Source organism: Rhizobium sp. WYCCWR 11152, assembly GCF_013087615.1.
In the GTDB taxonomy this organism is placed as follows: domain Bacteria; phylum Pseudomonadota; class Alphaproteobacteria; order Rhizobiales; family Rhizobiaceae; genus Rhizobium; species Rhizobium indicum.
This window is the reverse complement of sequence record NZ_JABFCP010000003.1, coordinates 303,050-317,924: the sequence shown is the minus strand read 5'-3', so window position 1 is coordinate 317,924 and position 14,875 is coordinate 303,050. Positions and strand designations below refer to the sequence as shown.

At 60.9% G+C, this 14,875-nt stretch carries 15 protein-coding genes; 7 read left to right on the top strand and 8 right to left on the bottom strand.

What is annotated here, in order from left to right; translation table 11 throughout:
• Positions 1-64: 64 nt before the first annotated feature.
• A complete protein-coding gene (locus G9X67_RS03965; protein WP_138331576.1) occupies positions 65-439 on the top strand; it encodes a tudor domain-containing protein in 375 nt (124 codons plus the stop codon).
• Positions 440-510: 71 nt separating this feature from the next.
• Here the strand turns inward: G9X67_RS03965 and G9X67_RS03960 are convergent, their stop codons facing one another.
• Positions 511-1,737: a DUF3095 domain-containing protein gene (locus G9X67_RS03960; RefSeq protein WP_171598142.1), complete on the bottom strand. Its 1,227-nt coding sequence runs from the start codon at positions 1,735-1,737 to the stop codon at positions 511-513.
• A 173-nt stretch (positions 1,738-1,910) separates the two neighbouring features.
• On the opposite strand from G9X67_RS03960, the gene G9X67_RS03955 reads away from it, so the two are divergent.
• Entirely contained in the window at positions 1,911-2,390 is a 480-nt protein-coding gene (locus G9X67_RS03955) for a class I SAM-dependent methyltransferase (RefSeq protein ID WP_138331579.1), read from the top strand.
• Positions 2,391-2,457: 67 nt separating this feature from the next.
• Here the strand turns inward: G9X67_RS03955 and G9X67_RS03950 are convergent, their stop codons facing one another.
• Positions 2,458-4,248 (bottom strand): ABC transporter ATP-binding protein, encoded by a 1,791-nt coding sequence (locus G9X67_RS03950; protein ID WP_171598141.1) that lies wholly within the window; start codon positions 4,246-4,248, stop codon positions 2,458-2,460.
• A gap of 344 nt (positions 4,249-4,592) precedes the next feature.
• Complete coding sequence (locus G9X67_RS03945; RefSeq protein WP_171598140.1) at positions 4,593-5,048, bottom strand: Rrf2 family transcriptional regulator; 456 nt, start codon at positions 5,046-5,048, stop codon at positions 4,593-4,595.
• Positions 5,049-5,179: 131 nt separating this feature from the next.
• Here G9X67_RS03945 and G9X67_RS03940 point away from each other — a divergent pair, with 131 nt between their 5' ends.
• The 3 genes from G9X67_RS03940 (at position 5,180) to G9X67_RS03930 (ending at position 7,295) form a co-directional block, all read left to right on the top strand.
• Positions 5,180-6,085 carry an NAD(P)/FAD-dependent oxidoreductase gene (locus G9X67_RS03940; protein WP_171598139.1) on the top strand — a complete coding sequence of 302 codons (906 nt, stop codon included), beginning with the start codon at positions 5,180-5,182 and terminating at the stop codon, positions 6,083-6,085.
• A gap of 247 nt (positions 6,086-6,332) precedes the next feature.
• Entirely contained in the window at positions 6,333-6,776 is a 444-nt protein-coding gene (locus G9X67_RS03935; RefSeq protein WP_138389882.1) for a DUF805 domain-containing protein, read from the top strand.
• Between the two features lie 186 nt (positions 6,777-6,962).
• A complete protein-coding gene (locus tag G9X67_RS03930; RefSeq protein WP_138389785.1) occupies positions 6,963-7,295 on the top strand; it encodes a hypothetical protein in 333 nt (110 codons plus the stop codon).
• Positions 7,296-7,449: 154 nt separating this feature from the next.
• Here the strand turns inward: G9X67_RS03930 and G9X67_RS03925 are convergent, their stop codons facing one another.
• A complete protein-coding gene (locus tag G9X67_RS03925; protein ID WP_138389784.1) occupies positions 7,450-8,328 on the bottom strand; it encodes an FkbM family methyltransferase in 879 nt (292 codons plus the stop codon).
• Complete coding sequence (locus G9X67_RS03920; RefSeq protein ID WP_138389783.1) at positions 8,328-10,046, bottom strand: adenylate/guanylate cyclase domain-containing protein; 1,719 nt, start codon at positions 10,044-10,046, stop codon at positions 8,328-8,330. Before G9X67_RS03920 ends, G9X67_RS03925 begins: the two co-directional genes overlap by 1 nt.
• A gap of 179 nt (positions 10,047-10,225) precedes the next feature.
• Between G9X67_RS03920 and G9X67_RS03915 the strand changes: the two genes are divergently transcribed.
• Together G9X67_RS03915 and G9X67_RS03910 are read left to right on the top strand one after the other, a co-directional pair.
• Positions 10,226-11,314 (top strand): glycosyltransferase family 4 protein, encoded by a 1,089-nt coding sequence (locus G9X67_RS03915; RefSeq protein ID WP_138389782.1) that lies wholly within the window; start codon positions 10,226-10,228, stop codon positions 11,312-11,314.
• Entirely contained in the window at positions 11,314-12,066 is a 753-nt protein-coding gene (locus G9X67_RS03910) for a polysaccharide deacetylase family protein (RefSeq protein WP_171598138.1), read from the top strand. Before G9X67_RS03915 ends, G9X67_RS03910 begins: the two co-directional genes overlap by 1 nt.
• Positions 12,067-12,076: 10 nt before the next feature.
• Here the strand turns inward: G9X67_RS03910 and G9X67_RS03905 are convergent, their stop codons facing one another.
• From G9X67_RS03905 to G9X67_RS03895, 3 genes are all read right to left on the bottom strand, one after another.
• Positions 12,077-12,946, bottom strand: coding sequence for an alpha/beta hydrolase (locus tag G9X67_RS03905; RefSeq protein WP_171598137.1), 870 nt, complete (start codon positions 12,944-12,946; stop codon positions 12,077-12,079).
• A gap of 24 nt (positions 12,947-12,970) precedes the next feature.
• Complete coding sequence (locus G9X67_RS03900; RefSeq protein WP_131713100.1) at positions 12,971-13,345, bottom strand: GFA family protein; 375 nt, start codon at positions 13,343-13,345, stop codon at positions 12,971-12,973.
• A 257-nt stretch (positions 13,346-13,602) separates the two neighbouring features.
• On the bottom strand, positions 13,603-14,433 hold the full coding sequence (locus tag G9X67_RS03895) for an MBL fold metallo-hydrolase (protein WP_171598136.1): 831 nt from the start codon (positions 14,431-14,433) through the stop codon (positions 13,603-13,605).
• Positions 14,434-14,875: the final 442 nt, after the last annotated feature.

Genomic DNA, 14,875 nt, shown 5'->3' with positions numbered 1-14,875 from the left:
AAGCTGCCGACCTTGCCACGACCATTTCGGGGGCGGATTGGGTGAGTTCCGAGGGAGGACTATCTTGAAGAGTTTTGTTGCTGCGGCTATCGCAATCGGTGTCATGTGCTCCGGCGCTTCTGTCGCATCTGCGCAGACGAAGGGCGACTGGGTTCTCGGAAACTGGAAGGGAGCCGGTTATTGGTTCCCTGGCGTTATCGACAACACCTCCGGCGGGAAGGTCACCATCCGATATGATGACGGCGATAGGGAAACCGTTCCTTTGAGCGATGTGCGTCCTTACAACTGGGTCATCGGGATGAAGGTCGAGTGCAACTACAAGGGTGCCGGCGATTGGTATGCAGGGAAGATCACCTCGCTTGGGGGCGAGAAGATTGGTATTGCCTACGATGACGGCGACAAGGAAACCACCCGAACCGGCCGCTGCCGTTCACGATAAAGTCTTTGCCTGAACCGATGCGAGATCAGCCCGTCGCCGTCAAAGCGACGGGTTTATTTTTCTTCGGACAATCACGTTTGATGCGGCGCTGTCGCAAGCACCTTGCCGGTCATCCGGCTTGCGGCCACCGCATAACCGCCGGCCGCGCCGTCGATGAAATGCATGTGATCGCGCGAGATCGGCGTCGGCACGAAGCAGGTCATCAGCGCCGAGGCCTGCCGATGCAGGCCGTAGCGGGCAATGCCCTTGGCGCGTGCCGCTTCCAGTAGCGTCTCGATCCGTTTCAAATGTTCGGCGTCGACGTCGATCGTCATCTTCAGCCCGTCATCGAACTTGCGGAAGTCGGAATTGCCGGCGACGTCGCGCTTGTAGCGGCGGGCATCGAAGCGGCCGAGCGGAATGCCGAGCTTGTAGCACACGACGGTGATGGCGAGCTGCAGGAAGATGATGAGCTTCTGCCGCAATCGCCGGCCAGCCGGCGCGGTGGCCTTGGCTTCGCGGTTGATGCCGTGCAGCGAAAAGGCAAGGTTCGGACCATCCGCCGGCACCGGATGGCTGTCCCGGTTCTGCTCGGTGGTGATGGAGACGATGCCGTTGACGAGGTCCCGGAATTCCTGCCCCGGCCGGCCCTCGCCAGGAACCGCGATGATCGAGACGACCTCGCCGTGCCTGGCGTCGATCGGGCTCCAGCGGCAGGAAAGGCCGGTGAGATCCGGGCGCGTTCCCGGGGCCGCGCGATCGATACCGTAGCGGCCGAGCTTCATTTGTCTTTCGGCCCAGCTGGTGCCGCCGCCCCAGAACATCGCATAGGTGACATAAGGGCTTGCGGAGTAACGTGCGACGCGAACGTCGAGGCCCTCGGCGCGGGTGTCGGCGACCGGCACGATGGCGATGCGCAGCGTCAGGCCGAGATCCTCCTCGACCCAGACCTGCACGGCGGCAAGGGCGTCGCGCGCTGCCTTTTCCAGCGAGCCCGGAAGCGCGATCAGCGCGCCGTCGCCGCCGAAGACGAAGGGATAGTCGCCCTTGCCGACGGAATTCAACACCGCCGATATGACGCTGGCGCCCGCCATGTTGACGTCCTTGTAGCGGCCGGCGGCGATCGCCGGCGTCGAGCCGACGATGTCGGCCAGCGCCAGCACCCATCCGTCCGGCAGCGGCCGGTAATTGGCGGCGTCGGTCACGCCCTCGAATTCGCTGAAGAGCGGCACTTCGGCAAAGAAGGTTTCGTCGGTCACGGTTTTCATATCGTCCAGCTTAGCACAGACCCATGTCGCCACTGCAACGCCAATTCCCATTTACGGCAATCGACTTGGCAAGGTTTCATGTGTTAGAGCATTTCGTGCTTTTTCGGACGTACGGAAATGCGCTATCTTTTTGTTTTTACGCAATTCCGGACGCAAAACCGCTCTCGCACTTTTGCTGGAATTCCTCCTGGACCGCCGACGATTTCATGACGGATATAGATTAGATGAGCCGCCTCGACAGCTTCATTCGCCGGTTGACGGCTCAACGCGACATTTTGAACTCGATCATCGATCTGGTGGGGGAAACGCCAGGCCCGGTGCTGGAGTTCGGCCTCGGCAACGGCCGCACCTATGATCACCTGCGCGAGAACTTTCCCGGCAGGCGCATCGTCGCTTTCGACTGGGAAGTCCGTTCCTATTCGGCCTCGACACCATCGGCAGAAGACATGGTGACCGGCAATATCCGCGAGTCCGGCCAGGCCTTCGTCGGCATCGGCGCAGCCCTTGCCCATGCCGATATCGGCACCGGTCATGACGAGATCGACGCGGTGACGCTGACCTGGCTGCCGCAGCTGATGGCCGGCGTGCTCGCCCATGACGGCATCGCCGTCAGCGGGCTGCCGCTGGAGCATCCCGAGCTGATGGCGCTGCCGCTGCCAGACGGCATCAAGGAAGGCCGCTATTTCCTGTATCGCAGGACGTAGCATCAGCAATTGAAAGTGCTAGAGCGCCGCGGCTCTCGAAAAGACGCGCGGCGCTGTCGTGTTTCGGTTACGCCACCAGACCCTTGGTCAGTTCCAGTGCCTGCCGTTCGAACAGCCGGCGATAGATACCGTTATTGAGCCTGATCAGCGCTTGGTGATCGCCTTCCTCGACGATCTTTCCCTTGTCGAAGACCAGCAGCCGGTCCAGCGCCCTTACCGTGGACAGCCGGTGGGCGATGACCAGCGTCGTGCGGCCGTTCATCAGGCGTTCCATGGCCTGCTGGATCTGCACCTCGCTCTCGCTGTCGAGGCTCGACGTCGCCTCGTCCAAGATCAGCACCGGTGCATCGGCCAGGAAGGCACGGGCAATGGCGACACGCTGCCGCTCGCCGCCCGACAGCTTGACGCCGCGTTCCCCCACCATCGTCTCATAGCCCTTGGGAAGGCCCATGATGAAGTCGTGGGCACTCGCCTGTTTCGCCGCCTGCACGATCTCGCGCCGCGAGGCGTTAGGCCGGCTATAGGCGATGTTTTCCGCCAGCGTGCGGTGGAACAGGATAGGCTCCTGTTGCACGATGGCGATCTGGCCGCGCAGACTGGATTGCTTGACCGCCGCGATATCCTGTCCGTCGATGCGGATTTCGCCCGAGTTGACGTCATAGAGGCGCTGGATGAGCTTGACGAAGGTCGTCTTGCCCGAGCCCGAATGCCCGACCAGGCCGACGCGCTCACCCGGCTTGATGGTGACCGAGAAATCCTCATAAAGCGGGGTGGGATGCGCGCCATACTGGAAGGTGATGCGATCGAAGACGATCTCGCCCTCGCCAATCTCGATCGGCTTGGCGTTCGGCTTGTCCTCGATGCCGAGCGGCATCTTGTCGAGCAGCACCAGTTCCTCCATGTCGTTGACGGCACGCTGCAGATTGCGGATGTCCTGGCCGACATTGCGCAGATAGCCCTGCAGGACGAAGAACATCGCCAGCACGAAGGTGATGTCGCCAGGCGTCGCCAGCCCCTGCCGCCACATGATCAGGCCCGTTCCCAGAATGCCGGCCTGCATGGAAACCATCAGGAAACCCTGGATTGTGCCGCTCAATGTGCCGCGCTTCCATGTCCGCCGCGTGCGGCTGTCCCATTTCGCCATCACGTGGCGCAGGCGCACCTCTTCGCGGCCTTCGGCGCCGAAGGCCTTGACCACCGAATTGCAGCTGATGGCATCCGCCAGCGCGCCGCCCAGCTTGGTGTCCCAAGCATTGGCAAGCCGTGCCGCCGGCGACACGAAGCCCATGGAAAGCGCCACGGTCACGCCGATATAGATCAGCGACCCGGCAGCAACGATCAGGCCCATGATCGGCCAATAGCTGCCGAGCACGATGCTTGCGCCGACCAGCATGACGATGGACGGCAGCAGGGCGACCAGCAGCAGGTCGTTGAGCTGGTCGAGCGCCCACATGCCACGGGTGATCTTGCGCACCGTCGAACCGGCAAAGCTGTTGGCGTGCCAGTCGGTCGAGAACCGCTGCACCTTATGGAAACCGTTATTCGTCACATCCGCCATGGTGCGCAGCGTCAGCCGGATAATGCCGTTGAAGATGAACCAGCGCAGTGCCACGCTGGTCAGGCCCAGTGCCACGACGATGACGAAAGCACGCAGCGCCCGGCCAGCCGCATCGCCGCCGGCAATGGCATCGACGATCCGGCCGGAAAACACCGGCACCATGACTTCGGCCAGGGTGCTGGCAATGACCAACACGATGATGATGCCCACCAATACTGGCCGATGGCGCCAATGATGGAAAACAAAGCCGAGCACATGGCGATAGGCATCGGCGCGGAAATCGAGCTTCTTGCGAGTCATTTTAATCGCTCGGCGCCGTGTCGGCGACCGGTCCTCAAAATCGAGAGTTGGATGGCACAGCCCAAGCGGGAGACGAAATGATCCCGCGGATCAATCGGGCTATGAATTAAGGGAAAACCGCATGTCGGGCGCGCTCGAGGCGGGCCGCGAATGGAAATGACCTAGTGTCGGGACATTCCGCACGGGAAGGTTTCGATGATTGCTGGTGTCATGCAACGCCTCCCTTATGTTCGAACTAAAGCGGTCAGCGTTTTGTACCGAAGCAATTCGCCATTGCCAAGCGGATATTTGCAACCTTACGGAAAGTGATGCGGAAACGACACACCTTGTGAGCTTGCGACCGCTCAGGAGGCGCAGGAATGGGATGTGGCCGGGCGCTTGGCCAGTTTCGCCTCGAAGTCGGCCGCGATTTTGTCTAGCGTCACGCTGTCCAACCGCCGCAGGAGCAGGGCCTGGGCTTCTTTCATCGCGTCGCCGAGGACGACATTCACCGCCTGTTCCACCAGGCATTGCGGCTGGTCGTCGGCCGGGCCGATGGCGAAGAGATGCGGTTCGCCGATGGCGTTATAGACGTCGAGCAGGGTGATGTCGGACAAGGGACGCACCAGCGTCCAGCCGCCGCCATGGCCCTTTTCGGAGCGGACGTAGCCCTGTTCGCGAAGGCCGGCCATGGTGCGGCGGACGACGACGGGATTGGTGTTCAGCATCTTTGCAATCATGTCGGAGGTCGCCGAATGCTGGTGCTTATCCATGTGGATCAGCACGTGCAGCATGCGTGAAAGGCGGCTGTCATTGCGCATGGGTCTCTTCCTGTCGATCGGACGGGCCATTATCGCAAAGGGATCGTAACAAGACAAGTAACATGATGCTTGACGACATTGATTCATGTAACTTATGTTGAGTCATGAGTCCAATATCAAGGAAGAGTTCCATGTCGTTCGAAGCCATCATCATCGGCGGAAACTTTGCCGGCCTTTCGGCAGCGATGCAGCTGGCCCGGGCACGGCGGCGCGTTCTGCTCGTCGATGCCGGCGCGCCGCGCAATCGTTTTTCTGAAGCCTCGCACGGTTTCCTCGGCCAGGACGGCCAGACGCCGGCGGCGATCATGCGGGAGGGAAAACGGCAGCTTTCGCTTTATCCGACCATCACCATCCGCGAGGGGAAAGTCGTCCGGGCGCAAAGCGATGGTGACGCCTTCACTATCGGCACCGAAGACGGCGGCGAGGAACGAGCCGCGCGCATCGTGCTCGCAACCGGTGTTAGCGACACGCTGCCCGAAATCCCCGGCCTCAAGGAGCGATGGGGCCGCTCCGCGCTGCACTGCCCCTATTGCCACGGTTTTGAGGTCGGCGGCGGCAAGCTCGGCGTTCTCGCAAACCATCCGCATTCGGCTCATTCGGCCATGATGATCCCGGACTGGGGTGCGACGACCTTTTTCACCCAAGCGCTGTTCGAGCCCGATGAAGAGCAATTGGTGAAGTTGACGGCCCGTGACGTCCGGATCGAACGCAGCCCTATCGTGGAATTGTTGGGCGACAAACCGAAGCTTGAGGCCGTTCGCCTCGCCGATGCCCGCGTCGTGCCGCTGGACGCCATCTTCGTCGCTCCGAGAACGGCGATGGCGAGCACGATTGCCGAACAGCTCGGCTGCGCCTTCGACGACGGCCCGTTCGGGCCAATCGTTCGGATCGCCGATAACAAGGAAACCACCATCAAGGGCGTCTTTGCCGCCGGCGATGCGGCAAGCGCCATGCACAATGCCACGCTCGCCTCCGCCTCAGGCGTGCTCGCCGGCGTGCACTGCCATCAATCGCTTGTCATGCAGTCGACCGCTTAGGGCGGAAACAGCACGTTAAACGGGTGGAATTCTCCCCAACAGGTCAGGGACACGTGCACCTCGCGGTCATCGAGGTGAAAATCTCAACGCGTTAATCATTGCTTTTAAAATAATGAGCCGATGCAACCGACTTATTGCAATTTCTACGTTTGAATTGTAGCTGTTTTCATCTGAATGACTATCAAGCAAGACGATGGTGAGACCGTGGATCACCGCGCTTGCAGCAAGCAGAAATGGGGGGATTTCAATGGGGTTTACTGAAGCTGTTCGGACTGTTCTGAAGCAGAAATATGCGACCTTTTCCGGCAGGGCTTCCCGGTCGGAATATTGGTGGTTCGTGCTATTCTATCTGCTGGCGCTGTTCGCACTCATAATTCCGGCCTTTATACTCGCCTTCGCTACCAGTGGCGGCGGAGCCCCGTCACCGGTTCACTATACCGTGGTCATCTGGATGTTGTTCACACTCGCAATTTTTTTGCCGCTGACATCTCTTCAGGTTCGCCGCTTCCATGATCGCAACATTTCCGGTTGGTGGTATCTCGCGCTGTTTATCGGGAGCTTCGTTCCCTATGTCGTTCTCGTCACCGCCCCAGTGACTATTGTTATTTCCGTGCTCCCGGGCACAGAAGGTCCGAACAAGTTCGGGGCGGATCCGCTGCGTCCGGAACGAAGCGCGGAGGTCTTTGCTTAGAGCATGACCATTCGCAAGGCCGACCTGCTGTGGCTGTGTGCTCGCCGCAAATGATGATTGGACGGTGGGATCCGATCCCTCCTATCGATGTAACTCTGAAAGAATAGTGGTTCTGAGCGGCGAATTGACTTCGGAAATTCGCCGAGGTGTATGGCGCCGAAGGATTGTATTTTAAGGGCAGGGGTAATGAAGCTACGTATTTTAGGCGCTTTCGCGCTTGTTCTTGCTGCTACGGGTCACGCTCAGGCTGGCGATCGCACAGCCGCGGCAGCAACCTTCTTTCGTGATGTGACGAAATCGACATGCGGTTTCAAGATGACGCCAGAGTCGGCGTTAAAAGCTGCAACCACTCTTGGAATGTCGGATCCTATTAGCGAGCCATCGCTTTCTGCGGTGGTTGCAATTTGTGGAGAGGTAAAAAAAGGAAACAAAAGCAAAACCATTGTAATCCAGGTTCCCGACAACCGAAAAGTGCTTCGGAAAGTCATGATTGAAAGAGCCAAGTGGTGGCAAGCATGATGAGAGCGGCAGGGCTTGGCGGAGATGACAAACCTGCTGTAACTGCTGGATACCCAAGGAAGTGACAAGTGCTGCATATTCACCGCGTGTCTTCGCGGTGAATGACTCAATTGCCGCAGGGGAAATAGTCTCTCCGGCATTCACGGCCGAACATCTAAGGCAAAAACAGCACGTTGTACTGATCGACATCGCTCGGCAGGTCCCGCACCCTCATCTCCTCCTCGCGATCCTCGAAGAGGACCAGGCAATCCTCGTAGAAGCCTGATAGCATGGATATGAAGGCTTTCGTTCCCTCACGCCCGTAAAAGAGTGGCGTGAACTCCATGTAGAGCGGCACGCGGCGGGCAAGCAGCGGCTGCATTGAGCGGCAGGCGACCGGCTCGTAGCCCTCGATATCCATCCAGACGAGGCCGATTGCGACCGGGTCGATCGAAAGTCCGGCAAGGATCTCGGAAATCGGCTTTACCGGCACGCTGATCTTCCTGTCCGTCGGGCTTTGGCGGATGGCGCTGCTCTTGCCGTGATTATTGAGGTTGAGAAAAAAGTCGATCTCGCCTTCGCTCTCGCCGGCGGCGCAATTGACGAGTCGGACTTTTTCCTCCAGCCGGTTCTGGCGAATGTTAAGTTGAAGCAGCGGGAAATTACGTGGATCGGGCTCGATGCTGACGATCTTGATGTAGGTGTCGCTGAGGGCGAAATAGACGGTCTGGGTGCCGATATTGCCGCCGATCTCGAGCAGCGTCGCGTCTTTTCGCAAAAGGCCGCGCTCGCGCAGGATGACGATCAGCCGGTCGACGGCCTCGCGCTCGAAATGGCCCTTCCGGAACACCTTGCGACCGATATAGTCGGCCGGCGAGAAGGTCATCAGGTGGTCGCCGGCATCGACCGTCATCGAGACGACGCGCGGGCCGATATTCTCGATCAGCAGGCGGCGGCCGAAGCGGGTGTCGAAGAAGCGCGAAGCGGCCGCATTGCGCGCCTTGCGCAGCCGGCGGCTCCAGTATTTGGCGGTCAGCCAGGGCTTGCCAGGCATCAGGCTTTTCCTTCGAGCGGCTCTGCCGCTTTCTCTCTCGGAATGACGTAGACTTTCAAGGGCAGGGCCCGGCCGCGTACACTGATTTCACGGCTTTCGATGCCGGCGAGGTTAGCACCCGAAAGGCTCGCCACCGGCTCGGAGATGACGATCGCCGCCTCGAACTCCTTGGCAGCACTTTCCAACCGGCTCGCGACATTCACGGTATCGCCGATCGCCGTCATGCTGCGCACCCGGCCGTATCCCATCGTGCCGACGACGGCCGGGCCGGTGTGAATGCCGATCGCGATGCGCAACGGCAGCGCCAGTTCGTCGGCCAGCTCGGCGGCGAGTTTCTCGATCTCGGCGACGATCGCCGCGGCCGCGTTGAGCGCCTGGCGACAGGCTTCCTCCGGTGCGGTGTTGAGCCCGAAGAGCGCCATGGCGCCGTCGCCGATGAACTTGTCGAGCCGCCCGCCCGACTGCTCCACCGCCTTGCCGATGATGGCGAAATAGCGGTTCAGCAGGAAGACGACGTCGAAGGGCAGGCGGGTTTCCGTCAGCGTGGTGAAATGGCGGATATCGACGAAGAGCACGGCGATCTCGCGCTCGCGGCCGGGGCTCGTCTCCTGGCTGTTGGCGGGAAGGGCCGCCTCGATCGCCGGCACGAGAAGCGGCGCGACGGCAACGTTGCCGTTCGGGCGAAGCTGGCAGGCGAGCCGGACATCCGGGCCGGCATTGATGCGCCTCAGTGTCGTCTGTTCCATCTTGTCGGGGGCAGGCAGGCTTTCGTAATCGCCAAGGATCTGCACGCGACAGGTGGAGCACTGGCCCTTGCCGCCGCAGACGGCATAATGCGGCAGGCCGCCGAGCCGGCTTGCCTCCAGCACCGAGAAGCCGCGCGGCACACGGATCACCTCGCCGCCCGGATAATTCACGGCGACCTGGTCAAGCCGCTCCTTCAACTTGCGCCGGGCGCGGGCGACGACGACGATGAGCAGCGAGGCCGAGAAGGCGCCGTAGAGCCCGGCGCGGATCATGGCGACCTGACGGTGAACCTCCGGGTTCGAGGCGTAACGGGTGTTGACGCCCTCCTTGTAAGCGCTGACCGTCATTGACTGCTGGTAGGAAGGGTCGGCGAGCGTCCTGCCCATTTCGACGAAGCCGAGCAGCGAGAGCACCGGCACGAGGATGGCGAGTGCCAGCATGAGCGGTGCGAAGTCCGGGTACCAGGAGCGGTAGCGCAGCCAGAAATGGATGCCGATGCAGCCGTGGATCCAGACGGCGACGACGGCGAGCGCCTGCCGCGCGCCGTTCGCCGGAGACCTGATCCACAGCGAACTGACGACCGTCTCGTAGTCGTCGATATAGCCATAGAACTCGTGGGCGATGCGCGTGCCGATGACATGATCGAGGAGAAGCAGCGGGATCATCAGGCCGAGCACAATCTGCGCCATTTCCCCCTTCGGCATGACCAGGCTGCGGCGCATGTAGATGGCGCGCAGCACCAGCGCGATATGGATTAGCACCGACGAATAGAAGACGGTGGTCCCCAGGGGATTACGCCAGATCGCCAGGAAGAGGTGGGCGGCTTTATCGGCGGCTGCGACGGAAATCAGGCCAATCGCATGGTTCGACAAATGCAGCACGACGAAGATGAAAATGACGAGGCCGGAACCGAGCCTCGCCCTTCTGATCGTACGTTCCGAAAAAATCCCTGTGGCCGAGACCGTCGTCATTCATTCCCGTTCTTGTCGATGTAACCGCAGGCCCATAGAGATTGGGAAAGAGGCGGAATTGCTTCGATGGCGATCACATTCCATATGCTTATGCGCAAGTTTTCGGCAAAGGGACAATAGCGGAATTTTCCCGACAGGCGCGAAAGTTGTAAACAGTGTGTCTTACCTGAGGTGTCCCAATGCAGGTGGCTTTCTACGCGCCGATGAAATCGCCGAACCATCCGGTGCCGTCGGGCGACCGTTTGATGGCGCGGCTGCTGATCCGGGCGCTGGAGCTTGGCGGGCATCAGGTCGAAGTCGCCTCCGAATTCCGCACCCATGCCTCGACACCGGAGGCGGCAGCCGCGCTCGAACCCGCCATCGGCGCCGAACTGGAGCGGCTGCGGCTGAGATGGAAATCTGGGCCGCGACCGGAACTCTGGTTCTGCTACCACCCCTATTACAAATCGCCCGATCCCTTCGGGCCGGCGATTTCTGCCGAATTCGCCATTCCCTATGTCACTGCCGAAGCCTCCTATGCGGCAAAACGCGACCGAACCGGCTGGGCAACATCACAGAAGCTGGTGGGCGAGGCGATCATGCAGGCGGCGGTCAATATCAGCTTCACCGAGCGTGACCAGGCCGGGCTTGCCGCCGTCTTTCCGCAGGCGGGCCTTGCCAGGCTGAAACCCTTCATCGACACGGCGTTGTTCGAGAACGTGTCGCCGGCGCCCGATCCGCGCCGGCTGATGACGGTCGCGATGATGCGGGCCGGCGACAAGATGGACAGTTATGCGATGCTTGCGAGAGCATTGCGGCTGATCGAAGACCGGCCCTGGACGATTGCCGTCATCGGCGATGGTCCGATGCGCCAGGAGGTACAGGCGGTGTTTGCCGAGTTTCCTGGCCGGATCGAATGGCTGGGCGAGCGCAATGCCGTCGAGATCGCCGAACTGCTCGGGCGCGGCGGCGTCTATGTCTGGCCCGGATGCGGTGAGGCCTATGGCCTTGCCTACCTGGAAGCCCAGGCCGCCGGCCTGCCTGTCGTCGCTCAGGAAACGGCAGGCGTGCCAGCGGTGGTCGAGGCTGGCGTGACCGGCCTGCTGACGCCGGATGGCGATGTCACTGCCTATGCCGAGGCCCTGGCTGCCCTGCTTGACGACAGGCAAAGGCGCGACGCCATGGGGCAGGCGGCGCGGCGCTTCGTGCTCGGCGAGCGATCGCTTGCGACGGCGGCGCAGGTATTGAACGGAATTTTGCGCGACAGCGCAGCAACAGGAGTGACGTGATGACCGACTGGATAGCCTGGGACCCCCTGCACCATGAGCTTGACCGCTGGCAGGCCGCCGACCGGGTGGCGCGGTTCTGGCTGCGGGACGACGACGCCGTTGAGCCGACCCAGGCGCTGGAGACGTTGATGGCGCTCGCCTGTCAAAGCGAGGTTCCGCTGACACTCGCCGTCATTCCCGGCTTGACCGGCGAGGCATTGGCCGCGCGCCTGGTGGAAGACGCAGCCGTCGCTGTCGCGGTGCATGGCTGGTCTCATACGAACCATGCGGGGCCGGAGAGAAAAAAGCAGGAACTCGGCGGCGACCGGCCGGCAGATGTCGTGCTCGGCGAGTTGGGTGAAGGGTTCCGGCTGCTGCAGCGGCTGCATCCGGCCCGCTTCCTGCCGGTGCTGGTGCCGCCGTGGAACCGGATCGACGCGGCCCTCATCCCGGCGCTGCCCGGTCTCGGATTTGCAGCACTGTCGGTCTATGGGCGGGCAAATCAGGGTGGCCCGGTGCCGCTCCTCAACACCCATGTCGACATCATCGACTGGCATGGCACGCGCGGCGGACGAAGCGAGGCGGACCTGGTGGCCGAGCTGGTGGCCGAGCTTCGCCACCGGTTTGCCGGGAGCGACGAGCCTGTCGGCGTGCTCACCCACCATCTGGTGCATGATGCAGCCGCGTGGGACTTCCTGTCGGCCTTGTTTGCAGTGACGGGCCGGCATCCGACCGTCCGCTGGTCGCCGGCGTCGGAACTGCTAGGGCCTTAGACATTGCCGATCAGGCGGCGTGAACGCGTCCGAGGAACTCTCGCATGAGTGCTACGACATCATTGAGATGCGTCTCGAGCAGCCAGTGCCCGCCGCCGAGCAGATGGAGTTCGGCATCCGGCAGATCGCGCAGATAGGCCCGAGCCGACTTTTCCGGCATGTAGTGGTCGTTCGGACCCCAGACGATCAAGGTCGGCGGCCGGTATTCGCTGAGATATTTGCGGTGTTCCGGGAACCAGGCCCGGTTCTCCTTCAGTCCGGCGATGAGGTCTATGGCGATGTCCTTGCGCCGCGGCGTGATCAGCGACCAATGCAGCTTCCAGAGATCGGGCGGGATCGTATCGGCCAAAGCAGGCGGCAGATCGTTGAGGAACTCCTCCTTGAAGGCCGCCTCGCTGATCGCCTCCGCCAGCACCTTCCTCATCTCCGATCTCGGAAGCGTCCATGTCGCCTCGATATCCGCATATTTCGGTCCGAGGGCATCTTCATAGGGGATATCGCCATTCTGGATGATCAGCCCGGCGACGCGGTGAGGGTCTTTGATTGCCAACCGCGCACCGATAGGCGACCCGAAGTCGTGGAGGTAGAGCACAAACCGGTCGACATGCATCGCATCGACGAAGGCCTCCAGCCAGGCGGCATATCCATCGAAGCTATAGTCGAAATCATCCGGCGTACCGCTATAGCCCGCACCCGGGAAATCCGGCGCAATCAGGCGCCAACGGTCGGCAAGGCGCGGCATTAGATTGCGAAATTCATAGGATGAGCAGGGATATCCGTGCGGCAGCAACAAGACCGGTGCATCTTCCCGGCCGGCCTCGCGGTAAAAAGTCTCGACGCCTGCAACCGTCATCCAGCGATGTCGGACGAGAGTGGCCATCAGAAAGCTCCTCAGAACCGTTCTTCACTTTCGGTCTTCGTCATACTGCTTGGCGCCTTCCACCGGTCGCAGCCACGGTTCACGGCGTTTGATCCAGAGTTCGTAGCTCGGCACCAGAGGCGTCGGCGCCTCGGAGAGGATGCCAAGCTTGATTTCCGCCTCCCGGTCATCGGCGGAAAACAGCCGCGAGCCGCAACCGGTACAGAAATGCCGACCTTGGAACGCGCCAGTTTCCCCTGAATGTTCGAATTGGCCGGCGGGCCAGATCCCATAAAAGGTAAAAGCCGAACCGCTTTCCTGCCTGCAGTCCGTGCAATGACAAATTCCAACGCGCAAGGGTTCGCCCCGGACAGAAATACGCACCTGCCCGCAAAGACACTTTCCGGAAAGCACGGTCATGACGGATCCCTGTTTCGTTGATTTGCGCTGCCGGGAAAACGGTCCGGCCCGGCATCTGTTCCTTCGTGACGTCGCCGGCATGCCAGTTCGACGAATGGGCTCTCTGTCGAAGAGCTTCGGACTGGCAAGATGAAGGCGGCCTTCGGCGGCCTGCTAAAGCATGTCGCGCAAAAGTGTGCAGCGGTTTTGCGACAACGACATGCGTAAAAACAAAGATCTAAAGCGCGACGAGCGAATCTGAAAGATCGCGACGTGCTTTAGATCACCACGGTCTGATTGTCGCGGGCGGCAAAAGATTCGGGGAAGGCGGCCTGCGCCTGCATTTCCATCTCCGCCAGCTGTTCGTCCGTGCGCGAGGGGGCGTGGTGGAACAGCGCGAAGCGCTTGGTGCCCGCCATTTTCGCAAGCTCGGTGCCATGCTGCCACGTCGAATGGCCGAAGCCCTTGAAACGCTGCATCTCGTCTTCATTGTATGTGCAGTCGTAGACGACGAGATCGGCGTCCCGCATCATCTCCAGCGAGACCGGATCATAGCTGCCGGGAATATGCTCGATATCATAGACGAGAGCGACCGAACGGCCCTGCCATTCGATGCGGTAGCCGATGGCGCCGCCCGGATGGTTCAGCATGAAAGTCTTGATCTCGATGCCCGCATGCGGGGTCAGCACCTGACCGGCATGGAAATCCCGGAAGTTCATCGTCGCCTGACAGATGTCGGTCTTGACGGGAAACCAGGGCGGGCTGATGAACTGCTCGACCATTTCCCGCGTGCTCATCTTGCCATCGAGATGGCCGGACCAGATGTTGACGTTGATCGAGGGATAATAGATCGCCTTGAAGAAGGGCAGGCCAATGATGTGGTCGTAATGGCAGTGGCTGAAGAACAGGTCGACGTCGCTGACGCCGTCGGCGAGCATCGACAGCCCGGCCTCGCGCAGGCCCGAACCCGCGTCGAAGATCATCCGATGTTTTCCGCAGCGAATTTCGATGCAGGAAGTGTTACCGCCGTAGCGATCGAACTCGGGGCCTGACACGGGAATACTGCCGCGGACGCCCCAAAATTTTATTTGAAACAGTTCTGTCGTCATCGTTCTTCAAACCGGCCTTCCCGCATCGCCATCGTAGTCATAGTTCGTCTCTATGCGAAGCAGCAGAATTCCACGGGTTTGTCTGTTCCCCTTTGTATTCTCCTAACCGCTAGCGGAAGAAGAAGTAGATTTTCCTAAGCAATCGGCTTTCGGCTCGGAAAGCAACCCGGTATGGTTGGTTTTCGGTAAACAGGCTGCTGAGGACGGGGGACATTTTCCCGTAAGTCATGCCTATTAGATGGTTGCGCGCGATTGAAAAAACAATTGCCGCCATGTTGAGCCGAAAATCCCGTCTTGAAAGCAGCACGAACGCGGCGCCGAAGGGGCTGTCCGAAACGACATGTGGCGCGTGGATTCTCGTTCGGCCCGCTCGCCCGGTTCTCCGGGAAAACCGCCATCATATGAGAAAATTGTGCTTCCTATTCCGCGAATGTTTCCTTGA